The 23,779-nt window shown below is 51.2% G+C and carries 20 protein-coding genes; 15 read left to right on the forward strand and 5 right to left on the reverse strand.

Annotated elements, in window-relative coordinates:
- Window positions 1–239 precede the first annotated feature (239 nt).
- Window positions 240–1,238, forward strand: a complete 999-nt coding sequence (locus tag ABD028_RS16505) for a S41 family peptidase (protein WP_343846303.1) — start codon at window positions 240–242, stop codon at window positions 1,236–1,238.
- On the opposite strand, the gene ABD028_RS16510 is transcribed toward ABD028_RS16505, so the two are convergent.
- Window positions 1,235–2,107 carry an MBL fold metallo-hydrolase gene (locus ABD028_RS16510; RefSeq protein WP_102796569.1) on the reverse strand — a complete coding sequence of 291 codons (873 nt, stop codon included), beginning with the start codon at window positions 2,105–2,107 and terminating at the stop codon, window positions 1,235–1,237. The genes ABD028_RS16505 and ABD028_RS16510 overlap by 4 nt on opposite strands.
- Before the next feature lie 97 nt (window positions 2,108–2,204).
- On the opposite strand from ABD028_RS16510, the gene ABD028_RS16515 reads away from it, so the two are divergent.
- The 7 genes from ABD028_RS16515 to ABD028_RS16545 all read left to right on the forward strand — a co-directional run bounded on the left by ABD028_RS16515 (window position 2,205) and on the right by ABD028_RS16545 (window position 8,771).
- Window positions 2,205–2,951: a sulfite exporter TauE/SafE family protein gene (locus tag ABD028_RS16515; protein WP_343846305.1), complete on the forward strand. Its 747-nt coding sequence runs from the start codon at window positions 2,205–2,207 to the stop codon at window positions 2,949–2,951.
- Window positions 2,948–3,337, forward strand: coding sequence for a rhodanese-like domain-containing protein (locus tag ABD028_RS16520; protein ID WP_343846306.1), 390 nt, complete (start codon window positions 2,948–2,950; stop codon window positions 3,335–3,337). Before ABD028_RS16515 ends, ABD028_RS16520 begins: the two co-directional genes overlap by 4 nt.
- 235 nt (window positions 3,338–3,572) lie before the next feature.
- Window positions 3,573–6,098, forward strand: a complete 2,526-nt coding sequence (locus tag ABD028_RS16525; protein WP_343846307.1) for an efflux RND transporter permease subunit — start codon at window positions 3,573–3,575, stop codon at window positions 6,096–6,098.
- A 15-nt stretch (window positions 6,099–6,113) separates the two neighbouring features.
- Complete coding sequence (locus tag ABD028_RS16530) at window positions 6,114–6,896, forward strand: outer membrane lipoprotein-sorting protein (RefSeq protein ID WP_343846308.1); 783 nt, start codon at window positions 6,114–6,116, stop codon at window positions 6,894–6,896.
- Window positions 6,897–6,898: 2 nt separating this feature from the next.
- Window positions 6,899–8,158: a hypothetical protein gene (locus ABD028_RS16535; RefSeq protein WP_343846309.1), complete on the forward strand. Its 1,260-nt coding sequence runs from the start codon at window positions 6,899–6,901 to the stop codon at window positions 8,156–8,158.
- Between the two features lie 42 nt (window positions 8,159–8,200).
- Window positions 8,201–8,419 (forward strand): YgaP family membrane protein, encoded by a 219-nt coding sequence (locus tag ABD028_RS16540; protein WP_102796564.1) that lies wholly within the window; start codon window positions 8,201–8,203, stop codon window positions 8,417–8,419.
- A 52-nt stretch (window positions 8,420–8,471) separates the two neighbouring features.
- Window positions 8,472–8,771, forward strand: a complete 300-nt coding sequence (locus ABD028_RS16545) for an ArsR/SmtB family transcription factor (RefSeq protein WP_343846311.1) — start codon at window positions 8,472–8,474, stop codon at window positions 8,769–8,771.
- A 10-nt stretch (window positions 8,772–8,781) separates the two neighbouring features.
- Here ABD028_RS16545 and ABD028_RS16550 read toward each other — a convergent pair whose 3' ends face one another.
- Window positions 8,782–10,089 (reverse strand): sigma-54 interaction domain-containing protein, encoded by a 1,308-nt coding sequence (locus tag ABD028_RS16550; protein WP_425542127.1) that lies wholly within the window; start codon window positions 10,087–10,089, stop codon window positions 8,782–8,784.
- A gap of 196 nt (window positions 10,090–10,285) precedes the next feature.
- Here ABD028_RS16550 and ABD028_RS16555 point away from each other — a divergent pair, with 196 nt between their 5' ends.
- The 6 genes from ABD028_RS16555 to ABD028_RS16580 all read left to right on the forward strand — a co-directional run bounded on the left by ABD028_RS16555 (window position 10,286) and on the right by ABD028_RS16580 (window position 17,706).
- A complete protein-coding gene (locus ABD028_RS16555; protein WP_343846313.1) occupies window positions 10,286–11,563 on the forward strand; it encodes an NAD(P)/FAD-dependent oxidoreductase in 1,278 nt (425 codons plus the stop codon).
- A 205-nt stretch (window positions 11,564–11,768) separates the two neighbouring features.
- Window positions 11,769–13,340: a cytochrome ubiquinol oxidase subunit I gene (locus ABD028_RS16560; protein WP_343846315.1), complete on the forward strand. Its 1,572-nt coding sequence runs from the start codon at window positions 11,769–11,771 to the stop codon at window positions 13,338–13,340.
- On the forward strand, window positions 13,337–14,473 hold the full coding sequence (gene cydB, locus ABD028_RS16565) for a cytochrome d ubiquinol oxidase subunit II (protein WP_343846317.1): 1,137 nt from the start codon (window positions 13,337–13,339) through the stop codon (window positions 14,471–14,473). The genes ABD028_RS16560 and cydB overlap by 4 nt, the downstream gene beginning before the upstream one ends.
- Before the next feature lie 11 nt (window positions 14,474–14,484).
- A complete protein-coding gene (cydX, locus tag ABD028_RS16570; RefSeq protein WP_102796560.1) occupies window positions 14,485–14,589 on the forward strand; it encodes a cytochrome bd-I oxidase subunit CydX in 105 nt (34 codons plus the stop codon).
- Window positions 14,582–16,180, forward strand: a complete 1,599-nt coding sequence (locus ABD028_RS16575) for an ABC transporter ATP-binding protein/permease (RefSeq protein WP_343846319.1) — start codon at window positions 14,582–14,584, stop codon at window positions 16,178–16,180. Before cydX ends, ABD028_RS16575 begins: the two co-directional genes overlap by 8 nt.
- Window positions 16,177–17,706: an ATP-binding cassette domain-containing protein gene (locus ABD028_RS16580; protein WP_343846321.1), complete on the forward strand. Its 1,530-nt coding sequence runs from the start codon at window positions 16,177–16,179 to the stop codon at window positions 17,704–17,706. The genes ABD028_RS16575 and ABD028_RS16580 overlap by 4 nt, the downstream gene beginning before the upstream one ends.
- Here ABD028_RS16580 and ABD028_RS16585 read toward each other — a convergent pair.
- Window positions 17,703–18,119: an acyl-CoA thioesterase gene (locus ABD028_RS16585; protein WP_343846323.1), complete on the reverse strand. Its 417-nt coding sequence runs from the start codon at window positions 18,117–18,119 to the stop codon at window positions 17,703–17,705. The two genes, ABD028_RS16580 and ABD028_RS16585, sit on opposite strands and share 4 nt — an antisense overlap.
- A 60-nt stretch (window positions 18,120–18,179) precedes the next feature.
- Between ABD028_RS16585 and ABD028_RS16590 the strand changes: the two genes are divergently transcribed.
- Window positions 18,180–20,279 (forward strand): tRNA(Met) cytidine acetyltransferase TmcA, encoded by a 2,100-nt coding sequence (locus tag ABD028_RS16590; protein WP_343846325.1) that lies wholly within the window; start codon window positions 18,180–18,182, stop codon window positions 20,277–20,279.
- Here ABD028_RS16590 and ABD028_RS16595 read toward each other — a convergent pair.
- Window positions 20,251–22,251, reverse strand: coding sequence for a winged helix-turn-helix domain-containing protein (locus ABD028_RS16595; RefSeq protein ID WP_343846327.1), 2,001 nt, complete (start codon window positions 22,249–22,251; stop codon window positions 20,251–20,253). The two genes, ABD028_RS16590 and ABD028_RS16595, sit on opposite strands and share 29 nt — an antisense overlap.
- A 193-nt stretch (window positions 22,252–22,444) precedes the next feature.
- The gene (locus ABD028_RS16600; protein ID WP_343846329.1) at window positions 22,445–23,533 is read right to left on the reverse strand and encodes an acyltransferase family protein; all 1,089 of its coding nucleotides are present in this window, start codon (window positions 23,531–23,533) and stop codon (window positions 22,445–22,447) included.
- Window positions 23,534–23,779 lie beyond the last annotated feature (246 nt).

Here is a 23,779-nt window from a genome sequence, read left to right on the forward strand (position 1 = left end):
AAAACATTGTCAAGGCAGGCAATGTAGCATTGGTCTGTGACAAATCAACAGGTCATGCAGATAATTCAGTGAACTGGTGGTTTATTCAGCCATAAAACACTTGGCTATTTAGCCCGCAAACTAGTCGTTCTCACCATCCCCCAGCCACCCCCATATAGTATTTACTTAAAAATCAAAAACTTAAAATGGGCTTATAAATTGCTAGGACATGTATCGATTAAAACCAACCAGGAAAAACCATGCGATCATCGCCCTCCCCCCTGTTATGTGCCAGCCTGCTGCTAAGCTTTTGCTGCAGCGCCACCTTACAGGCTGAAGCCAGCAGAGCAGATAACATAGACAGCCTGTTGCAACAACACCACTACAATCCTGCAGAGTTGGCGCAACCTGCCTACCAGGCTATCCGACAAGAAACAGCAACACTGGATGCACAGATACCCGATCCCATTGAATTTTCCAGAGCCTTTAATCAGCTCTGGCAACAGGGGCCGTTTTCCCATGTACGCCTGGCCAAGCGCCAGCAAAGTGCAGAGGAGTTAGCCGCCTTTCTGGACGGAATGAATGTTGGTGGACAAGGGGCAATTCTGACCTGGCAGGATAATATTGCCATACTGACAGTCAATACCATGATGGGCCAGGATACCATCCGGCAAATCGACGAAGCCTATGAAAAACTCAGCGACGCCCAGGCCTTAGTGATTGACCTGCGCCATAATGAAGGCGGTGCCTTTGCCGTACGCCCGTTGGTCGCACATTTGCTTGAGCAGCCACTTGCCGCCGGAGCCTTTGCCAGTCGCCAATGGTTTTTACAGCAGCAACGCGCCCCTGAATCGCAGGACTGGCTGGCATTACCCGCCTGGCAAGGTTGGTCGATTCGCTCTTTCTGGCAGGACGTACAAAAGCAGTCGCTGACCAAGGTGGAATTTCAGCCTGCCAGCCCACGCTTTGACAGGCAGGTTTATGTGTTAACCAGTCGTCAAACTGCCAGTGCTGCTGAACTGGCCGCAGCCGCCATGGCGATGTTACCCAATGTCACACTGGTGGGTGAAACCACGGCGGGGAAAATGCTGTCGCAAACCCTGTTCGACTTAGACCAGTACGCACAACTCTTCCTGCCAATAGCCGACTATTTCAGTCTTAATCTTGGTCGAATAGAAGGGCAAGGTGTCACACCGGATATCCACACCAGCGCAGAGAATGCCATGGCAGATGCACTGAAACTGGCCACCAGGCATTAAGGCTTTTGTCCCAGCATATTCACCGGCACCTTCAGATAAATCTGGCCATTGTCTTCAGGCTCTGGCCATTTGCCTGCACGAATATTGACCTGAATACTCGGCACAATCAGGCGTGGTACAGCCAGGGTCACATCCCTGGTCTGGCGTGTTTGCACAAATACCGCTTCACTGGTCTTGGCGCTGATATGGATATTGTGGGCTTTATGTTCGGCCACGGTGGCCATATAGGCCAGCGCCCGCCCTTGTGGCTGATAGTCATGTCCCACATAAATACGGATGTCATCCCCCAAAGCATAAAGCTTTTGTACCGATTGATAGAGCAGAGCGGCACTGCCGCCGGGGAAATCGCAGCGAGCCGTACCGGCATCCGGCATAAACAAGCTGTCTCCCACAAAGGCATTGCCATCTATGACATAACTTAAACTGTCATTGGTATGCCCGGGCGTCGCTAACACTGTTCCTTGCATGTCACCCAAACTAAATTTGTCGCCTTCATAAAACAGATGGTCAAAGTCACTGCCATCGAGGGGCAAACTGTCATGCAGATTAAAGATGCTTTGGAAGGTTCGCTGAACTTTGGTAATCCCCTGACCAATGGCAATCAGCCCGCCGAGCTTGGTTTTAAGATACTGTGCGGCGGTTAAATGGTCAGCATGCGCATGGGTTTCCAAGATCCACTTCACCTGCAGGTTCTGATGCGCAACATGCTCGATCAGTCTGTCGGCAAAGGCGGTGTGACTGCGACCGGCGGCATAGTCAAAGTCCAGAACAGGGTCAATGATAGCCGCCTCGCCGCTATCAGGATCACTGAGAATATAACTCAGGGTTGAACTGTCCTGATGAAAAAAAGTGTCAACACGCAGTGCCATAAATACCCCTCCTGATGAAAATTCCGCCTTGAACTTTAGCAAAACACGAAATAACATACAACACAAGGTTATAAACTTATTCCAAAGAGAGATAACGATGCAGTTAGCCCTTCTTGCCGCCGCAGGAATTGGTCTGAGTCTGGGAATATTAGGTTCCGGGGGGTCTGTGCTAGCGTTACCTCTGCTTGTCTATCTTGCCGGTCAGGATGTTAAGCAGGCCATTGCCGGATCATTGTTTATCGTAGCGATGATTAGTCTCGCCACCTTGCTATTCAGCCCTGCCAAGCGGCAGATAAACTGGCGTCTGGCTTGGCAATTAGGTATCAGTGGCGCGCTGGGTGGGTATATTGGTGCCTACGCCGGACAATTCGTTCACCCACTGCTGCAGTTGCTGATCTTTGCCACTCTGATGCTGATTGCCGCCCAAGCTATGTGGCGGCATCAAGAAACAACCGCAAACCATTCCAGCACTTACGTTATCGTTATCGCAGGAACTCTCGCTGGTGCATTGACCAGCTTTACCGGTGCTGGCGGTGGATTTATGCTGGTACCTGTTTTAGTCAGGTTTGCAGGTCAGGACTTTTTCCACGCCAGAGCTACCAGTTTGCTATTGATATTTAGTAATGCCGTATTGGCGCTGCTTGCCAATCTGAAATTTCAGTCGAACTGGCAACTGGACTGGACGCTACTGTTGGCCATCAGCGCGCTAGGAATTATCGGCAGTCTGAGCGGCCGTTACTGGTCAGCAAGTTGGTCACAACAGCGTTTGCGTCGTGGCTTTGCCCTGTTATTAGTCATTATTGCTTTGTTTATTGTCGGACACAGTCTATTGGAGGTCATATGATTAAATCCGCCCCACAGTTGGTCGCTGAAGCCAAGCAGCGTATCAAGGAAGTCCCTATCAGTACCCTGGAACAACAACTGGCACACCCCATTATAGTGCTGGATGTACGTGAGCCAGACGAATACAGACAAGGCTTTGTCCCCGGTGCACTGAATCTGCCACGGGGCATCTTAGAAACCAGCCTGACTAATCTGCCGCAGGCCAGAGGCGCCGAGGCCCCTTTAGAAGAATTGGCAGAGCAGGATATGTATTTGTATTGCCGCAGTGGCGCCCGTTCCGCATTGGCCGCAGAGTCGCTGATGCGCATGGGGTTTACCAGGGTCTACTCGGTGGAAGGCGGGTTTGAAGCCTGGAAAAAAGCCAATCTGCGTATTGAAATGCCATAAGGGGCTCTCCTTCTTACGTCACGATTGTCGGACTCAAGTCCGACCCACAGTGGGTCGGAATTCATTCCGACATCCCGGCCTCACGCCTCACACCTCACACCTCACACCTCACACCTCACACCTCACACATGCAACATTACTTTAGAAAAAAGCGAAATAAACAATGACAGAAACTTTTTCATCCGCTATATTTCGTATTATTCTAAATTAGATAAACCTGATATTAGAGCATCTGATGGTCAACACTGTTTTGAATATCGCTATCCATTATCGCAAGTGGGTGTATTGGGGCCTGCTGTTACTAACCCTGATATTTGTCGCCCAATTGCCAAAGATTCAGATCGATACCGATCCTGAAAATATGCTCAATGCCGCTAACCCCGAGCGCGTATTCCACAACCAGGCAAAAGCCACATTTGCCATGCACGACACCATAGTGGTTGGCGTGGTGAATCAGCAGAGTATCTACAATCCGCAAACATTGTCGGCGCTGGTTGATGTGACCGAGTATGCAATGAGCATAGAGGGGGTGGTGCAGGCCGATTTGATGTCTCTGGCCAATGTCGACAATATCAGTCAGGCGCAACCTGGCACCATCAGATTTGAATGGATGATGAAATCTGCCCCCAGCGACTTAGCGGGCGCGCAACGTATTCGCGAGCAGGCTGAGAGATTACCGCTGCTGCGTAATACGCTGGTATCCGGCGACGGCAAAGCAGCAGCACTGTACGTGCCTATCGTCGATAAAAACCAAAGCTACGCCATAGCCCGGGATCTGAAGGCCCATATTGCCAGTCTGGGCAGCCAGGATGAGTGGCATATAACGGGTTTGCCGGTAGCCGAAGACAGATTCGGCTACGAAATGTTTGTGCAGATGGGTATCTCAGCCCCCCTGGCAGGCTTGACCATTTTCCTGCTGCTTTGGGTATTTTTCCGCAATATTCCCTTTGTGCTGCCCGCCATGATTGTCGCCATGGCAACCGTGCTGATTACCATGGGAGCACTCATCGGCATGGGATTTACCGTGCATATTATGTCATCCATGATCGCTATCTTCCTAATGCCCATCGCCGTGGTGGACTCAGTGCATATACTCTCTGAATTCGCCGATCGACATAAACCTGGGCAACAGGCCAGCCACACTATTCGCCAGGTTATGGGGCACCTGTTCACTCCTATGTTATTTACTTCGGTAACGTCCACCGTTGGCTTTCTATCCCTGATGTTAACGCCGATTCCTCCTGTACAGATTTTTGGTGCGTTCGTGGGCAGCGGCATCATGCTGGCCTTTGTACTAACCGTCATTTTTGTTCCGGCTTATCTGTCCGGTCTGAATGACCATACGCTGTCCCGCCTGCTGGAAAAACTACCCAAAGAGCAGGATTCGAAACTGACTCCAGCGCTGCGTAAGCTTGGCAAACTGGCAGGCAGCCATGCCAAACTCTGGTTATTGGGATTTGCCGCCCTGTTTGCGTTGTCTGTGTATGGTATTAGCCTGATCAATATTAACGACAACCCGGTTCGCTGGTTTAAAGCGGACCATGAACTGCGCATTGCCGACAGCGTGCTGAACCAACACTTTGCCGGCACCTACGATGCCTTTTTGGTGTTAACGGATACGAACAATCTAAGCCACGAGGCAATTCAAGCCATTGCCGGTATCGCGGGTGAGAAACAAATGTCTGACGCCACCCGCACCTGGCTCAGGCAGCAAGCCGGTATTCTGGAACAAGACGATGATCTGTCTGCCTTGCTAATGGCCATTGATGACAAAAGTTTCGAACTCAGCAACGACACAGACATCGCATTGTTAGCCACTTTGCAGGCCGATGTGGAATCATTGTCCAGTCAAGCAAAGCGCTTTTTATCGCCGTCGGTTCTGGACTACATAAGCCAGCTACAGGTCCACTTGCAAAGCAGCGGCCTGGTAGGCAAGTCCAACAGTCTGGCCGATGTGGTTAAAACCGTGAACCGGGAATTACGCTCTGGCACCGAGACTGACTTTGTTCTGCCCTCCTCTGCCAACGGTGTGGCACAAACACTCCTGCAGTATCAGTCTTCGCACCGCCCTGGGGATCTATGGCACTTTGTCACACCGAATTACCGTCAAAGCCTGGTATGGCTGCAACTGACCAGTGGTGACAATCAGGATATGACGGCCGTTGTTGAATTGGTTGAACGCTATATACAAGATCATCCGCTGCCTGACGGATTGCAATTGAACTGGGCCGGCAAGGCATATCTGAACGTGGTCTGGCAACAGGAAATGGTGGCCGGCATGCTCGACAGTCTGCTTGGCGCCTTTGTGATTGTACTGGTGATGATGGTGTTACTGTTCCGCTCTCTGGCCTTCGGTATTCTAGCCATGTTGCCACTGACGCTTACCATCAGCCTGATATACGGCCTGATCGGCTGGTTGGGTAAGGATTACGATATGCCCATTGCTGTGCTGTCATCACTGACCCTGGGCCTGTCGGTGGACTTTGCCATTCATTTTATTGAGCGTTTACGGGCGACCTGGGCCGAACATAAGGACTGGCAGCAAACCCTGGCATTAATGTTTGAAGAGCCAGCGCGAGCTATCAGTCGTAATGCGATTGTTATCGCCATGGGCTTTACGCCACTGCTGTTTGCCCCATTGGTGCCTTATGTCACGGTCGGCGTATTCCTTGCCAGCATCATGGCAATTTCTGCCCTGGTGACATTGGTGATGCTCCCTTCACTGGCCACGCTGGTCCGTTCCTGGCTGTTTAAATCCTGACGAGGAGAATTGACAATGAAAAAGCTTCTATTGCTGACCACCCTGCTGCTAAACACTAGCATACAGGCACAGGAAGCCCGCGACATAGTCAGGCAAGCTGAGCTGGCTGCCTATTACGCCGGAGATGATGGGCGCAGTGCAGCACGCATGATCATTACCGATAATCAGGGCCGTAAGCAAATGCGTCAGTTCACCATTTTACGCCGCGACCAGGCAGATGGCGGCTCGCAAGACATGATGGTGTTCTTCTCCCAGCCTGCCGATGTGCGCGACACCGTATTCAGGGTCGTCAAACATACTGACAGTGACGATGATCGCTGGCTGTATCTGCCGGGATTAGATCTGGTTAAACGTATCTCGGCCGGTGACAAACGCACCTCATTTGTCGGTTCACATTTCTTTTATGAAGATGTTTCAGGCCGCAATACCGAGCTAGACGACTTCACCCTGCAGGAACAAACCCCCGACCATTATGTGCTGGAAGGTAAACCTAAAGACCCTGCGTCAGTGGAATTCAGCCGCTACCTGGTAAAAATCGACAAGACCAGCATGCTGCCGGTGGAAATCCGTTTTTTCGACAACCAGGCGCGCGAATATAGAAAAGTGGAGGCCCTGAAAGTTGAAGACATCGATGGGCACCCGACCGTAACCCATTCCAGGGTGCAGGATTTGCTCAGCGGTGGTCAGACCGAAATGCAGTTTCGTTTTATTAAGTATGACCTTGGTCTGCCAGAGGACATCTTCTCTGAGCGCAGCTTGCGCACACCGCCGCGTGACTGGCTAAACCTTAAGGATTAATGATGAAGGTCATCTCGCTGCTTGCTATGTTGTGCAGCTTAAGCCTGTCAGCACAGGAGCAAAGCGCACAAGACGACTGGGACTTGGACTGGCAGGAACCAGGCGCGTCCCTGCCGTTTCAGGGCTTTGCTGAACTGGCACTGGGTAGTCGGCTGACTTCCAGCCATTGGAATTCGCGGGTGAGCCTGGCCGATGCCAGGCTCAGACTGGAAAAAACCGGCCAATGGCAGCAAGTTTCTGTAACCGCTAAAGCAGACGGCTGGTATGACGGCGTACAACAACAATGGCGTGGTCAGTTTCGCGAGTTGTCGGCAGGTTTTAGCTTAGGCCAGCATCTGGATGTCAAAGCGGGACGGCAGATTCTTACCTGGGGAACCGGTGACTATCTGTTTCTAAACGATCTATTTCCTAAAGACTGGCAGTCTTTCTTTGCCGGACGCCATGATGAATACCTCAAAGCCCCCTCGGATGCGGTAAAGGTATCGGGCTATTTTGACTTGGCTAATGTTGATCTGGTGTGGACCCCAAAGTTTGATCCGGACAACTATATCAACGGCGACTACTTTTCGTTCTTTAACCCCTGGGCAGGCGGCATCATCGCCCCTGGCTTTGACGCCCTCGCACCCAGCTCTGACGAATGGGCCTTACGGCTGTTTAAAAACTTAGATGGTCGTGAGTTGGCTTTCTATGCCTATGATGGTTACAGCAAAAGTCCAGAGAGCCTGAGCCCAGAAGGACTGCCCACTTTCAGTCGCCTGCGGGTCGTAGGGGCATCCATTCGCCAAACTCTGGGGGCGGGTTTATTCAACACAGAATTGGCCTACCATGACAGCCGCCAGGACCAGGATGGCACCAACCCTGCGGTGCCAAACAGCCAGTGGCGCCTGTTACTGGGCTATGAGCAGGAGTTGGTCACTCGCTTAACCGGCGGCTTTCAGTTTTATCTGGAACACACTTTGGACCACGGTGCCTTACTCGCCCATTCACCTTTCCCACAATGGGAAAAAGAGCAGAATCGCGTGGTACTGACCAATCGGCTGACCTGGCGCAATCTGACCGATGATCTGACCTTGTCCTTATTTACCTTTTATTCCCCCACGGATCAGGATGGTTACATCAGACCTGGCCTGAGCCATCGTCTGGATGACCATTGGGCCTGGAGCCTGGGGTTAAATCTGTTCTTTGCCGACCAACAACATAGCTTTTTTGGTCAGTTCAAAGACAACAACAACGCCTGGTTGAGAGTCAGGTACAGCTTTTAGATTAACGCCACCACAGTGGTTAGCGTAAAACAGGAGAATTTGATGAGTGCCGAACGAGCCCTGACTGCCTTTGCCGGCTTTATGGTGTTATTATCCGTGGCCCTGACGGTATGGGTGCACCCGTATTTTGTCTGGTTTACCGTTTTTATCGGGGCCAACTTATTTCAGCAGTCCTTTACCGGTTTTTGTCCGGCGACCATAGTACTGCGAAAAATATTCGGCTTTAAAACTGAAGCTGAATTGGCCAGGGCGGGCAAATAAGGGGGGCTCTTCTGATAGATAACCGTCACTGCAATTGTAGTAAGGCTTGACCATGACCAACATTCAACTGCATCAAGATGAAGCTGCCAGAGCAGCCGCTTTTCTGCGCTCTCTGGGAAATGAACACAGGCTGCAAATTCTCTGCCGCCTGGCTGAAGGCGAATTAAATGTCGGGGAATTGCATAAAACCTTCGCCCTCAGTGCTTCGGCATTTTCACAACATCTGGCCGTACTGCGGCAGCAGGGGTTAGTGCAGTGTCGCAAAGAAGCACAGAGCATTTACTACCGCATCCAGGATCCGGACACATTGCGCTTTATGCAGTTGCTAAAAGATAAGTTCTGCCCTGAATAATCGGCCCTGCCTATTGAGGTTGGCTACGATAGCGCAGGCCAAATTTATGCAATTTGCGATATAACGTGCGGTCGCTAACCCCAAGTGCTGAAGCCAATTGTTCAAAAGTACCGGAAAATACCTCGCACTGTTGGGCCAGATAATACTTTTCCAATTCCTCCAAACTGCAGATACTGTTGCCTGGTTCAGCTTGTTCACTGCCACGTGGCTGCAGCATCTGAGGTAAATCTTCCACTTGGATCAGATTGTCATTGGCTATCAAACTTGCCTGCTCAACAATACTTTTCAGTTCTCGAATATTACCTGGATAGTCATAAAGACAAAGCTGTTGCATAGCCGCATCAGAAAATTGCTTATGTTCAGCCGCCCCAAGCAAAAATTGCTCAACCAGCAGAGGAATATCACGCTGACGTTCACGTAACGCCGGTAACTGAACAGGGAACCCGGCAATGCGGTAGTATAAATCCTGTCGAAACTCCCCCGCATCCACCATGGACAGCAGGTTTTTATGTGACGCACAGACCAGGCGAAAGTCGCTGCGCTTTGGCTGCAGCCCGCCAACAGAGCGGAAACTGCGGGTTTCCAACAGACGTAATAGCTTAACCTGCATGTTTAAAGGCACATCACCAATTTCATCAAAAAACAGCGTGCCGCCATTGGCCAGCTCCACCAGCCCCTTCTTGGCGTGACTGGCACCGGTGAAGGCACCTTTTTCATGACCAAACAACTCACTTTCAAACAATGCTTCGCTGAGCCCGGTACATTCAATAATTACAAAGGGTTTGTCATGGCGTTGACTGGCATCATGCACTGCCCGCGCAGCCAACTCCTTACCCGTGCCGGTTTCTCCCTGCAATAAAACACTAATATCAGCCGACGCGGCTCGGTTAAGCAGATTCAGCATTCTGTTAAATGGCGCAGATACGCCAACCATCTTATTCACACCGGCCCCTGCCGCAGCAAATTCCACCTTATTTAAAATTTCCAGGTATCCAAGGGTTATGCCATCGTCATCTCGAACTGGTCGCATCAGGATATCGCAGTGTTGCAACCCAGCCTGGGTGTGATGCACATGCACAACACTGCTACTACGCCCATGCTGCTGGCAATATAACAACGGGCACTGCTCGCCGTGCCGGTCACAAGGCTCCGTTGCATGGTGAGAAATCTCGTGACAACGACTCAAACCCAGCTTGACGGGTTGCTGGTAGGTATCCAGATAGGCCTGGTTGACCGCTTGGATAGAATAATCGGGCCGGATAAAGATGGCGGGCTTGTCCAGCGCATCGATCATGGATTGGATAATAGACAGATTCATATTTGCCATATTTGTCAGTCACCACAGAAAAATACTGACATAAATGACAATTTCAGCATAGTGAAATTTTCACTTTCACAGAGTACAAGGCCGGTTTCGCGGCATCTCAGCCCTGAAACGAAGTTTCACCACTTTTGGCACCTTTCTCGCCAACATTTTTTTTACATCAAGCAATGCAAACGCAATGAGGCTGAATATGGCAAGAATAGTCGTGTTAGGGGCTGGCACCGGTGGTATGCCTGCCGCTTATGAAATCAAACAGATGCTGGGCGCTGATCATAAGGTAGTGATGGTTAACGAGCACCCTGACTTTCGTTTTGTTCCTTCTAATCCCTGGGTGGCGGTAGGTTGGCGAGAGCCCAAAGCGATTACGTTTCCTATCGCGCCATATCTGGCTAAAAAACATATCGATTTTGTCTGTGCCAAGATTGAAAAAATAGACGTACAGCGTCAGTGCCTATTGGGTAAAGGGGGTGAACAGATTGACTACGATTATCTGGTCATTGCCACCGGCCCAAAACTGGCGTTTGAGAACATTCCGGGGGCGGGACCGGCGCATTTCACCCAATCCATTTGTACACTGGACCATGCGATTCGCTGCCATCAGGATGTTGAGACACTGATCGCCAACCCCGGCCCGGTAGTGGTGGGGGCATTTCAGGGCGCCAGTTGTTTCGGCCCCGCCTATGAGTATGCATTTATTCTGGATAAAGCTTTACGCGATGCGAAAGTCAGGCATAAGGTCCCCATGGTGTTTGTTACCTGCGAGCCTTATATCGGCCACCTGGGTTTAGGCGGCGTTGGCGATTCGAAATCCTTGCTGGAGTCTGAGCTACGTCAGCGCGACATTAAGTGGATATGTAATGCCAGGGTCGACCTGATTGACGAAAGCAATATGCATAACAGCGAGCTTGATCGTAAAGGACAGTTGGAATTGTCTCACAACCTGGCCTTCAAGCATGCCATGCTGATCCCGCTGTTTGCCGGGGTTCAAGCCGTGGCTGATGTGGAAGGTTTGTGTAACCCTAAAGGTTTTGTCATAACAGACGAGTATCAACGCAGTCCGACATACCCAAACATATTTTCAGGCGGTGTTTGTGTTGCCATTCCACCAGTAGACACGACGCCAGTCCCCACCGGCACCCCCAAAACCGGCTACATGATAGAAACCATGATGACAGCCATCGCCCACAACCTGAAAGCCATCATTGTGGACAATCAGCCTCCACACAGTAAAGGCACCTGGCATGCTATCTGTCTCGCTGATATGGGAGATACCGGCGCCGCCTTCGTGGCAATGCCACAGATCCCACCTCGCAATGTCACCTGGTTTAAAAAGGGCAAATGGGTGCATCTGGCTAAGATCGCTTTTGAAAAATACTTTATGCGTAAGATGAAAACCGGCAACAGCGAACCGGTATACGAAAAATATGTGCTCAAAGCTCTTGGCATAGCACGTTTAGACGAGGACTGACAAAATTGTCAGTCTTTCACGCCCCCAACTCAGCAGGCCTGCCATGCGGGTGACCTGTCGGCCCTTCCCAGTAGCGGCCTCTCCCCCCAAAGGAATACCACCTTGGTGATATGGATCAAAACTTGCTGAGCAGTTCAGTGACAGAGTAATCCACGAACCTGTTATTCAACACCTTCACAAGGAGTCCTGCTATGAGGGCCTGGTTATGAACGAGACACTGATAGAGCTGTCACGCTGGCAGTTCGCCCTGACCGCTATGTTCCACTTTATTTTCGTACCACTGACGCTGGGCCTGAGCTTCCTGCTGGCCATTATGGAGTCGGTATACGTGATGACGGGCAAGGAGATATACAAACAGATGACCAAATTCTGGGGCAAGCTGTTTGGCATTAACTTTGCCCTTGGCGTGGCCACCGGACTCACTATGGAGTTTCAGTTCGGCATGAACTGGGCATATTACTCCCATTATGTGGGCGACATTTTTGGTGCCCCCCTGGCTATAGAAGGCCTGATGGCGTTCTTTCTGGAGTCTACCTTTGTCGGCTTATTTTTCTTTGGCTGGGACAAAATGTCGAAGGTTAAGCACCTTACCACCACATGGCTGGTGGCATTAGGTTCTAACTTCTCGGCTTTGTGGATTTTGATAGCCAACGGCTGGATGCAGTATCCGGTTGGCGCTGAATTCAATTTTGAATCAATGCGCATGGAAATGACCAGCTTTGCCGAGGTGATGTTCAATCCGGTAGCACAGGTAAAATTCGTGCATACCGTGTCAGCCGGCTATGTGACAGGTGCCATGTTCATCCTGGCGATTTCCAGCTACTACCTGTTAAAAGGCCGGGAGATTGCTTTCGCCCGTCGCTCCTTTGCCATCGCTGCCAGCTTCGGTCTGGCTTCGGTGTTGTCGGTCATTGTGCTGGGTGATGAAAGTGGTTATGAACTGGGAGATGTCCAGAAAGTCAAACTGGCGGCTGTGGAAGCCGAATATGAAACCCAGCCCGCTCCTGCCGCATTTACCCTGTTTGGTATCCCCAATGATGAGCTGGAAAAAACCGAGTATGCAGTAAAAATTCCTTGGGTAATGGGACTGATTGCCACCCGTTCGCTGGACGAGGAAGTGATGGGTATCCGCGAGCTTAAGGAAGATCACAGACAAAAAATCATCGCTGGCAGTAAAGCCTACGGCGTGCTGGACAGTGTCAGAACTGGACAAGCCAGCGAGGCAGAACTGGCGTTATTTGAACAAAACAAGGCCAATCTGGGTTATGCCATGTTGCTTGAACCTTTTACCCCTGATGTAGCCAATCCCAGTGAAGACGCCATTCAGCGGGCGGTAGACTACAGTATTCCGCCGGTAGCCCCGTTATTCTGGAGTTTTCGTTTAATGGTGGTGTGCGGATTCTTAATGCTGGCCTTATTTGCGGCAGCGTTCTGGTACAGCACCAAGCATCAGATCACCAAGCCCCGCTGGTTACTTAAGGCCTCGCTGTTTAGCTTGCCTTTACCCTGGATCGCCTGTGAAGCAGGATGGTTTGTTGCCGAGTTTGGGCGCCAGCCCTGGTCTATTGCTGAGGTTTTGCCGGTCCATGCATCGGTGTCCAACTTATCCGTCAGTGATGTGATCATCACCCTGGTGGCCTACACCAGCTTTTATCTGGTGATGTTTATTATCGGCTTTTATCTGATGCAGAAATTCGCCAAAAAAGGTCCTTCTGCCCTGGCTGAGCAAGCCGAGCGGGACAATCTGCACCTGGGTATAAAAGGAGCACAAGTATGATCGACTATGAAGTATTGCGCGTTATCTGGTGGGGATTGGTCGGCGTACTGCTGATTGGTTTCGCCATCACCGACGGTTTTGACCTGGGAGTGGGCGCCCTGTTAACCCTGGTTGGCAAAACCGACCAGGACAGACGGGTGATGATCAATACCATCGGCCCCCATTGGGATGGCAATCAGGTATGGTTTATTACCGCCGGTGGTGCCATCTTTGCCGCCTGGCCGATGATCTACGCTACCGCCTTCTCTGGTTTCTACCTGGCCCTGGCGTTAACACTAATCGCTTTGTGGATGCGCCCCATCGGCTTTGACTATCGCAGCAAATTGCCCAATGCCACCTGGCGTAAAGCCTGGGACTGGGCTTTATTTGCCGGTGGCTTGGTACCCGCACTGATCTTCGGTGTGGCCTTCGGCAACCTGCTGTTGGGCGTGCCCTTTGAGTTGGACAACAACCTGCGCTCAACTTACACCGGTAGCTTCTTTGGCTTACTCAGCCCCTTTGCCATACTTTGTGGTCTGGTGTCTGTTGCCATGCTACTCAACCACGGGGCCACCTGGCTGCAGTTGAAAACCACTGATCAGTTACTGCAACGGGCTCGCGCGGTCTCGGTGATGTTGTCAGTGCTGGCGGTTGTGCTGTTTATACTGGCCGGTATTTGGGTCGCACTGGGCGTTGATGGTTTTGTCGTAACATCGGTCGTTGATGCCTATGCCACCTCCAATCCCCTGACGAAGACAGTTGAACAACAAAGTGGCGCGTGGCTGAGTAATTACAGTGTCTATCCATGGATGATGGTCGCCCCTGCATTGGGTATTGCGGCGGGCCTGGCCTGTGCCTGGTTTTCACTGAAAAAGCGGGCTGGCTGGGCTTTTGTCAGCAGTTCCCTGAGCATGACTGGCATCATCCTGACTGCAGGCTTCTCCATGTTTCCGTTTTTGATGCCAAGCTCCAGTATGCCTAATGCCAGTTTAACCATGTGGGACGCCACATCCAGCCTGCTAACCCTGAAAATTATGTTTGCGGTTGCCTGTATCTTTGTCCCCATCGTCCTGGCATATACCGCTTATGGTTTTTGGGTGATGCGCGGACGCATTAAACAATCTGAACTTAATCAAAGTCACGCCATTTACTAGGAGGACTGACTATGTGGTATTTCACCTGGATACTGGGCGTTTTACTCGCCTGTGCCTTTGGCATTATCAATGCCATGTGGCTGGAGTCTACCGAAGACATGGACAGAAATGACTAAAGACGCTGCCACACCGGCTCTGTCGAAGTGGCTCAGTCAACAGGGCAGTACTAAACGCGCTGCCCTGCATCTGCTGACAGCCCTGGGCTTGGCCATATTCGCCTGCCAGCTCGGACTCTTCTGGTTTGTCAGTGTCGCCGCAGACGCACTGATTGTCAGCAAACAGCCCGTCAACACGGCCACATTATCAGGCGTTATGCTGACGGCGGGCATGTGGCTTGGGTTTGATTATGCAAAACAACAACTGACTCAGCGCACTTACTTGCAACTCTGCCAGCATTTACAAAGCCGCTTGCACTGGCAACTACAAAACGGACAACTGGCGCTGGTGCGCCGCCATCCCACCTTCTACTGGCAGCAACTCTGGTCACAACATATTCCTGCCACGGCGGAATTTCTGAGCCGCTATCAGGTGCAAAAACAATTGGCCGTACTGGCTCCGTTGCTTGCCATCATCTGTCTATGGCCGGCGAGTTGGTTGATAGCGGTATTAATGTTGTTCACCCTGCCTGTGGTGCCATTGTTTATGTATTTAGTCGGCAGTGGCGCAGCCAGTTTGCATCGCAGGCATTTTACCGCCCTGACAAGGTTGGGCAGTTTGTTTGCTGACCGCCTGAAGGCGGCCGACCTGCTATTGATTCATCAGGCTTATAGCGGCCAGCAGCGCCTGCTTGAAGATGCCAGTGAAGAATTAAATCAGCGCACCATGAAAGTGGTCAGTCTGGCCTTTCTATCCAGCAGCGTGCTGGATTTCTTTGCCACCCTGGCAGTGGCATTGGTGGCGGTATTTGTTGGCTTTAATTTACTGTCTGAGCTGCAGATAGGTCCTGCGTTAAATCTGCAGCAGGGGCTGTTTATTCTGCTGGTTGCGCCTTTATGCTTTAGCGAATTAAAAGCCCTGGGGCGCCTCTATCATCAAAAGGCTGCAGCCGAGGCTGCGGCGATGGAGCTTCAACCCCTACTGGAAATGCCTTTACCAGCCCCTGCACCAGGACAGTTCAGTGGTTTGGACTGGGTAGCACTGCAAGCCCGCCCGCCGGGGTTGCATGCCAGAAGACTGACCTTACAAGCCGGGGATTGGGTGCAACTGTCCGGTCCGTCAGGCAGCGGCAAAACATTGTTGTTGGAATGTTTGCTTGGCCAACGTCCTTGTAGTCATAGGATACAAAGTCAGGCGGTGTTACTCACTCAACAGGCCGTTATCACCCCCCTTAGCCTGCGCGATAATTTGTGTCTTGGCCATCAACACAATGACGACAGATTGTGGCAAGTGCTGGCCCAGGTTGAGTTAAGTGACTGGGCAAAGTGCCTGCCTCAATGCCTGGATAGCATAATGGGTGAGCACCCTGCTCTTTCCGGAGGACAGGCACAACGCCTGGCACTGGCCCGAATACTGTTATCGGATACTCATCTGGTATTACTGGATGAACCCACAGCTCACCTGACCAACGAACAGCACCAGCGACTCTGTCATCTGCTCAGGCAGCATCTGGCTGATCGCACTGTGGTATGGGCATCACACAAACCGTTACCTGCACAATGGTTTAACCGCCATTGGCAGGCAGATGGACTGGAGATTACCTGTCTATGAAGCACAATCTGCTGGCAACCTTGCTGGCCGCAATCCACATCGCTGCCGGTCTGATTTTGCTGATTTTTTCCAGTTGGTTTATTGCCGCCTGCGCCATTGCCGCCCCGGGGTTCAACTATATGTTGCCTGCCGTGGTCATCCGCGCCCTGGCCATGATTCGTATTGCATCGGGCTACGGACAAATGTGGTTGGGGCATAAACAATTGTTAGAGCGACTAGCAGCCACCAGACTGACCTTATTCAAACGCCTGCACAACAGTCGGTTACCACAACAAGACGCCAATACTGAGGCACTGGTGCAGCATACCGAAGCGGTTGCCGCCTTATGGGTGGCCTGGATAAGCCAGCAAGCCGGCCTGGTCCTGACGCTACTGATTAGTCAACTGGCCCTGATGTGGTTAACACCAGCAGTGGCAGTGTATGGTTGGGGTTTATTGATGGGGGTGCTGCTCAGCTTTGGCTGGGTTTGCCTCAAAGCTCTGAGTGACAGTGAACAACTGTTGCAACATAAGCAGCGCTTCAGACAACAAACCAACGCCCAACTCAGCAGTTGCTCGTTATGGCATATGCAATCCGAATTGCATCTGGCCGATGCATCCGCCATGTGGCTGGCACAGCAGCACATCCAAAACCGCGCTGATCATGCACTATGGCGATTGCATGGTGTAAGCCTGTTACTGCTGATAATGGTGCTTTATCAGGCCCCTGCAGCCCTGCTTGGACAAGCCAAACTGCTTATTCCGGTTATGCTGCTGTTAACCGCCAGAGACTGGTTGGCGGGCCCGCTGCGCTCGCAGCAAGCGCTGGCCGATTACCGTAACGGCAAAACACAACTAACCCATCTTGCCATCCAAAATGTCTCGCAACAAACACTGGATATGCCGCTTGAACAGATACAACTTAAGGCATTTCAGGTCAGCAACCGCTCACTGCCGCCGATGAGTTTAAGCCTGCAAAGCGGTCAGTTACTGTTACTGCAGGGTGGCTCCGGCTCAGGCAAGACCAGCTTGCTACAGGCCCTGTTTGGCCTTATTTCTTATCAAGGGGAACGCCTGATTAACGGTCAGACTCTGACACAGGGTGTGGTAACGGGCTGGTACCTCGCTCAGCAGCAACCGGTTTGTCTGGCCGGCAGCCTCAGGGACAATCTGCAGATCGCCTCGGCAGCGGCCTCTGACACTAAGCTGATTGAGGTATTACGGCAGGCCAACCTGTCACACCTTGAAAATGCCCTGGATGAGTGGCTGGGTGAAACAGGGCGAAAATTAAGTGGCGGTGAACTGAAACGATTGAATCTGGCCAGAGCCTGGTTAAGCGAGGCGTCGCTCTGGTGCCTTGACGAACCTTTTGAAGGTCTGGACAGCCATCAGCAACAGCTGATGGCTGACAGCATTAACCGGGCTGCGGCCAATAGAATCATTGTCCTGGCCAGTCACCTGCGACCCACCAATCTGAATGTTAGTCAGACGCTGGACATGGATAAACTCATTGAAGCGAACGCCAGAGCCGGGCGTAAGGTGAGTTAGTCCTGCATATTCAGGGTCTTGAGCTCTTGGCGGGTTTGCGACTCCAGCTCTTCCATGGTTTTACCATGGGGTACCGGCAAACGGGTTTCCGGATCTACCCGTACAAATACAATATCGTCAGCAAAACAGATGGTTTTCTTGGTAGCCTTATTGCGCACCAGGCAGGACACCGTAATAGAGGTACGGCCCACCTTTTTGGTGGCCAGACCAAATTCCACCACATCGCCCTGTAATGCCGGAGATTCAAAGCTGATTTCACCAATGTGTTTGGTGACCAGATGATTGCTTTCCAATTGGCAGATGGCATAAATGGCAGCTTCCTCATCAATCCATTCCAGGGCGCGTCCGCCAAACAAGGCGTTCGCATAGTTAAGGTCATTAGGCATCACCAGACGACGGGATAAAAAGCGCATTCGAATTCCTCTACAGCAATAGGATAAACTAGGCGCTAAGTATACCAGTTATCTGACAATATGGCCGACGTGCAAAATGCTTTTCAATCCTGGCTGAATCAGCGTTACTCAGGTCAGTTTCATCGCCAGCTTCTGCTTATTCAGGGGCCCAAAGATTGGACCAGACAGCAAGCCGCCAGCCTGTTATCACATTCAGGGGCGGGTCAGGCTCTGTGGATTGGCGACGAGCCGGGGCAGGTGTCTTGTCGTGACTACAGACGCCAACTGGGCAATGAATGGGATACCGTTGTTTTTGACTTATTTGCAGGTGTCAGCGCCAGTGCGTTAGTTGCACTATCAGGCACCGTGCGCCGGGGAGGCTTAATGCTGCTGCTGTGTCCGGCGCAACAAGAACTGGCCCACTTTATTGACCCCAAAGCCGGACAGAAAAACTCCTTCGGCTGGCCTGTTGGCCCCAGCCAGTTCTGTCGCTGGCTACTCGATAGGGTCAGCCAATCCAGGCAGGTGGCAGTATTTACACCTGAGGCATTTCGCGGCAACCACTATCCGGCTGATAAACCATCAGCCAAGCCGGGTCCCTGTGCCAGCCCCGAACAAGCGTTGGCGGTACAGGGCATTGTTAAAGTGGCGAAGGGGCACCGACATCGCCCGCTGGTTATTACCGCGGACCGGGGCCGAGGTAAGTCATCAGCATTGGGCATTGCCGCAGCTCAACTGATCCGTGACAGTGCCAGGAATATTGTCATCACCGCCCCGCACCCGGATGCCGTTGCCCAGGCTTTTACACAAGCCGCAAAGCTTTTGCCAGAAGCAAACCAAAGCAAAGATCGACTGCAGACCGAACATGGGGAGCTGCGCTTTGTACCTGTTGATGTGCTGCTACGCGAAGCGCAGCCTGCCGACGTATTGCTTGTGGATGAAGCCGCAGCGATCCCGGCGCCCTTGCTGAAAAAACTGTTAGGACGTTATAGCAGGGTGGTATTTGCCTCCACTATTCACGGCTACGAAGGCAGTGGGAGAGGCTTTGAGATACGCTTTAAACCTTATTTGCGGGCTCAGCGTCCCGGCTGGCAACAACTGCATTTATCCACTCCTTTGCGCTGGTCACCAGGAGACTGTCTGGAAGCATTCTGGTTTGACGCCTTACTCATGCGTGATGCGCCAGCGACAGAAGCTTCACAAACGTTCACAGCACCCAAACTGCACTGGTATTCAGGCCCGCAGTTGGCGAGCCAACCCAGCTTATTGCATAAGGTATTTGACCTGCTGGTCAATGCCCATTATCAGACCAGTCCGGATGACCTGCAGCGTATACTGGACGCACCGGATATACAGGTTGTTACCTTGCAGCAAGAGCAACACTTGCTTGCTGCGATGCTGGTACAAACAGAAGGCACGCAGCGTCTGGCGGACCTCGCTAACCCCATTAGCCTGGGGCAGCGGCGGGTGCAAGGTCATTTATTGGCGCAGAATCTCAGTGCTTATTTATGTGAACCGGCGCTGGCCAGTCTCAGCTATCTTCGAATTGTGCGCATTGCGGTAAAAGACAACCTGCGCCGTTTGGGGCTGGGCCGGCAAATGCTGAAGCAATTGACCACTGAAGCGACTCTTCGCGACTATGATGCCTTGGGCAGTAGTTTTGGCGCCTCGCCAGATTTATTGGCTTTCTGGCAACACAGTGAATTTATGCCTGTCAGGCTCGGGCACAAGCAGGATGCCGCCAGCGGTGAACATAGCCTGTTGGTGTTAAAAGCGCTCAGCCCGAAGGCGCAGATCTGGCAGTGTGCACTGACAAGCTACTTTTATGACGAGTATCCTTATCTGTTAGCCACTTACTTTAAGCAGCTAGATGCCAGCCTGGCCCTGAGTTTATTGAAGGGGAATCGCCAGGACGTCACTCTTAACGTCAGATATCAGAGACAATTACAGGCCTTTTCAGTTGGCACACAGCCACTTGATACTGTGCTTCAGGCGCTGCGCTGTTTGCTGATGAACAGAGTAAAACTGCCAGCATGCATGGATACGCAATTGGCAATGCGATACCTGCTGCAAGGTTGGGATATTGGCTCAGTTTGTCAGGAAGCCGGGCTTAGTGGTAAAAAACAACTGGTGGCCCGGCTTAGGTCATGGGTTAAAGCTCGGTTGGACGCAACACCTTAATATCCCCTTCCACTCTCTCCCTGGCCGCCACCATCAGCTCTCCTTTGGCATCCACATCAAAATGCCAGATAAAGTGGCCCTGCTCAATCAGTACCGGCGCCAGAGTCTGATCCAGGGAAAATTGCCAGATTTGGATGCCTTTATCCCATTTTGACTGCCAGTAGACCTTGCCATCGACCAGCTTAAGATTCATCAGTTGATTGACGTGCTGAGGGTTGAGGGAAGTTAACGCTGTGCCTGGCATATCCAGTGAAGACGTGCTGCGCAGTACCTGCTTGTCAAAAATCAGCCAACGCTTGTCCTGCCAGTCATAATGCACCGCCAAGGCGTCTATGGCCCACTGCTGTAGAATAATTCCCTGGCGGTTGTACAAAATCAGTGTCTGGCCATCATATGCATAAAGCCGCTCATGGTCCAACCACCCCAGACTTAACAACGGGCCACTTAGCTCAGTGGTAAATTCGCCAATTTCTCCCTGTCGCCCATACAGCACGATTTGTTTGTCGCGATTGGACAGCAGAGCACTGAAATCGGGACTCCACTGCAGAAAATGTGCATAAGCATTGCCATGATAGGCAGAAAGCCTGGTCAGCTTGTCTCCGGCTTGCAGATAGACTTCGCAAACTCCGCTGCGTCTGGACATAAAGGCCGTTTCACCCAATGGGTTAGTGGCTGGCAGATAATCCAGCGAGGATGAAGAAAACAGGGGCATATTCAACTTGTTGCGAATATTAACCTGCCAGGATTCGCTGGCCACAAACAACTGACCATGCTGGTCCGCCGATACAGAGGTGAAAACCCCCTGGGCAGTATTGGCGACCACCTGTGCCTTTTGTCCAGGCACTTGTTCAATGATAGCGCCCATTTGACTCGGATGATTAAGAATCAGGGTGCGACGCTTAGGGTTATAGGATATCAGCCATACATGGTAATCCCATGTCATCACCTTTTTACCGGCCAGAGACAGCAAGTAGCTGCCCTTGCCAGGGCTGTTAACCAGATAGAGAATTTCATCATCCCAGACTCGAACAGCGGCACGAATATTCTCGTCGGCGTGCAGGTGCAGCGGCAATAAAATCAGTTGGCCAGTGCTAATACGATAGAGGTAAGGCAGGTCTTGCTGGTTGCGTTTTAAGATCACCACCATTTCATCCAGATTTTTCCATACCGGGCGCTTGGCATAGGTACAGGGCAACGCACGACTGGTGTGGATCTGATTCAGCTTTTCATCGGCCAGATTCAGTAAGCACTCTCCGGCCTGATATTGCCAGTAAGCCAGCAGTGCCCGCTGAGGGTGCCACTGCGGCAGGCTGATGCGGCTCTCCACTTTCAGACTGCTGAGTAGGTTACCGCTTTTATCACTGACCTGCAGTTGATTGATGTCTTTTACAAAGGCGAGTAAATTTTGTTCGGGGTGAGCACTGACTTCCGCTTCCAAACCAAGCGCATAACTTACGTCCGTTAATGCGTATTGCACTGGCGTGGGTCTGTCAAACTTACTCCCCAGGCTTGCAACAGCAGCAAAACACATGGCTCCGACACATCCCCAGCTTAGCCATCTTACCCATACAGGCCTTTTGCTTGGCGTCTTACTATCAGTATTAACCGACTCAGCAGGCAGAGCAGATACATCAGGCAGGAAACAATAACCGCGCTTTGGCACCGTTTTAATAAATTGAGGTTGGCGGGGCGAGTCTTCCAGTAAACGCCTGAGTTTGGTTAACAGTTGATAGAGGCTGTTATTGTCCACCACCGTATTAGGCCATAGCGCTCTTTCCAGCTCCTCGCGGCTAAGCAGATGGCCGTTGGACTGGCAGAATAGCAGCAATAAGCGACTGACCTGAGGCTCCAGCTTATGCTGCTGATTATGCGATTGATTGCATAACAGATCCTGCTCTGCAAAAAAGTGAAAATGTGCAAACTGCCACCCGCTGTACACCTGCTCGTCCATGCCGAGATGCTGCCTGTCCAAAGCCGTCGGCTCCTAGCGAAATCAATACAGACGAAAATACGTTTCCTTCAGACAAAGTCAACATCCGCCAGGCTCTGGGCAGCACAATTCAGACAAAAATCAGAAATTTTCAGCCTATTAAAATATGCTCTACTCACACATTTTGACGGCAGCGGCTCTATGGTGTCCTTCTTATCGCCCGCATGAATGGGAGTCATTGTGGCTCCAGTTCCCCTTTGCCCCGGCTTTCTCTGGCCTTTTTGTCCTGCAGCCAGGCCGTTAAGTGCTTCTTAAGCCAGGGAGCTAAGGGGCGTTCCACTAAGCGGTGAATAGCGTAAGCAACAGCCAGCATCAGTGATGCCGTTACAACCAGCATCAGGTACTTGTTTATATGCTGGCCATAAGCATTAAACAACATATAGCCTATGTTTTGATGAATCAGATACAGGGGATAAGTTAAGGCGCCCCAGGCAACAAACCGGGCATTTCTCAACGGATGTTGATTGGCCAAGGTGCTAAACAGCATCAAACCCAAAAACAACAGATTTAATCCAATAATAACAAACTCATTAAACGTCGTGCCATACCAGCCTTCCATCATGTTGGTAAATAGCCAGTTTTGACAGACAACAAAGACTAACGCCAGCACTAACATAGATGATTTCAGTAAATCCAAGCCATCTCTGCGAATAAGATAGAGCAGGCAACCTGTTGCGAAGTATCCCCACCAATGCGGAAATGCGTTAGTCCAGAGATCGAATGCTTGTCCCCAGTTGGTAAAAAGCGAAAACGTACACACCAACAACGACAAGCCAATCAGGGGCAGAATAAAACGTAACCAACCGAACCAAGCCAAGGCAAACATCACCAGATAAAACTGCATCTCTATCCACAATGTCCAGTAAGCAGATTCGATGGGTTTTATCCCCATGGCAGCCTGGAACATAGTGGCATTGGCAGCAATTTCAGCGCTTGATGCCTGAAATTGGCTTTGATTAAAGTACAAGATACAGCTCCCGGTCAGTATCACCCCGACCCAGTAAGCCGGGTAAAGCCGGATAAAACGGGAAACAAAGAACTTGCCTGGTTCACCATCTTTGGCGCTCATCAGGATCACAAAGCCACTAATAATGAAGAAGAAGTTGATACCCAGATAAAAATAACGGCTGTATTCGCCTATGCCATCAAAACGAATATCGGGCGCATACCCGAGCATATAGCCCACAAAGGTATAGTGAAATATCAGCACCATCACTGAAGCTATAAAACGGTAAAGATCGATCTCATACAGTCGCTTATCCATGTACTACTCTCCCACCAGGATCAACAAGCTAGTTTTATGTATATGACATTACAGGATTTTTCTTTATGAACCAGCGCTATACATAGACCTTCAGAAAAAATCAGATCTTTGAACTTAAGGCGTGACAGTAAACAGCGTGGGTCGGAATTGATTCCGACAGGGATTAAAGCGTTCTGACGGTTGGGGTAAACGAGAGGCAATAAAAAAGGGCCATCCAATCGGATAGCCCTTCTTCGTATTGGGAGC

The sequence above is a fragment of the Bowmanella denitrificans genome, from assembly GCF_039522935.1.
GTDB lineage: Bacteria > Pseudomonadota > Gammaproteobacteria > Enterobacterales > Alteromonadaceae > Bowmanella > Bowmanella denitrificans.

Excerpts from the sequence above, each read along its gene's own strand:
- ABD028_RS16505 (WP_343846303.1), top strand. The coding sequence starts at position 240 with ATGCGATCATCGCCCTCCCCCCTGTTATGTGCCAGCCTGCTGCTAAGC.
- ABD028_RS16510 (WP_102796569.1), bottom strand. The coding sequence starts at position 2,107 with ATGGCACTGCGTGTTGACACTTTTTTTCATCAGGACAGTTCAACCCTG.
- ABD028_RS16515 (WP_343846305.1), top strand. The coding sequence starts at position 2,205 with ATGCAGTTAGCCCTTCTTGCCGCCGCAGGAATTGGTCTGAGTCTGGGA.
- ABD028_RS16520 (WP_343846306.1), top strand. The coding sequence starts at position 2,948 with ATGATTAAATCCGCCCCACAGTTGGTCGCTGAAGCCAAGCAGCGTATC.
- ABD028_RS16525 (WP_343846307.1), top strand. The coding sequence starts at position 3,573 with ATGGTCAACACTGTTTTGAATATCGCTATCCATTATCGCAAGTGGGTG.
- ABD028_RS16530 (WP_343846308.1), top strand. The coding sequence starts at position 6,114 with ATGAAAAAGCTTCTATTGCTGACCACCCTGCTGCTAAACACTAGCATA.
- ABD028_RS16535 (WP_343846309.1), top strand. The coding sequence starts at position 6,899 with ATGAAGGTCATCTCGCTGCTTGCTATGTTGTGCAGCTTAAGCCTGTCA.
- ABD028_RS16540 (WP_102796564.1), top strand. The coding sequence starts at position 8,201 with ATGAGTGCCGAACGAGCCCTGACTGCCTTTGCCGGCTTTATGGTGTTA.
- ABD028_RS16545 (WP_343846311.1), top strand. The coding sequence starts at position 8,472 with ATGACCAACATTCAACTGCATCAAGATGAAGCTGCCAGAGCAGCCGCT.
- ABD028_RS16550 (WP_425542127.1), bottom strand. The coding sequence starts at position 10,089 with ATGAATCTGTCTATTATCCAATCCATGATCGATGCGCTGGACAAGCCC.
- ABD028_RS16555 (WP_343846313.1), top strand. The coding sequence starts at position 10,286 with ATGGCAAGAATAGTCGTGTTAGGGGCTGGCACCGGTGGTATGCCTGCC.
- ABD028_RS16560 (WP_343846315.1), top strand. The coding sequence starts at position 11,769 with ATGAACGAGACACTGATAGAGCTGTCACGCTGGCAGTTCGCCCTGACC.
- cydB (WP_343846317.1), top strand. The coding sequence starts at position 13,337 with ATGATCGACTATGAAGTATTGCGCGTTATCTGGTGGGGATTGGTCGGC.
- cydX (WP_102796560.1), top strand. The coding sequence starts at position 14,485 with ATGTGGTATTTCACCTGGATACTGGGCGTTTTACTCGCCTGTGCCTTT.
- ABD028_RS16575 (WP_343846319.1), top strand. The coding sequence starts at position 14,582 with ATGACTAAAGACGCTGCCACACCGGCTCTGTCGAAGTGGCTCAGTCAA.
- ABD028_RS16580 (WP_343846321.1), top strand. The coding sequence starts at position 16,177 with ATGAAGCACAATCTGCTGGCAACCTTGCTGGCCGCAATCCACATCGCT.
- ABD028_RS16585 (WP_343846323.1), bottom strand. The coding sequence starts at position 18,119 with ATGCGCTTTTTATCCCGTCGTCTGGTGATGCCTAATGACCTTAACTAT.
- ABD028_RS16590 (WP_343846325.1), top strand. The coding sequence starts at position 18,180 with ATGGCCGACGTGCAAAATGCTTTTCAATCCTGGCTGAATCAGCGTTAC.
- ABD028_RS16600 (WP_343846329.1), bottom strand. The coding sequence starts at position 23,533 with ATGGATAAGCGACTGTATGAGATCGATCTTTACCGTTTTATAGCTTCA.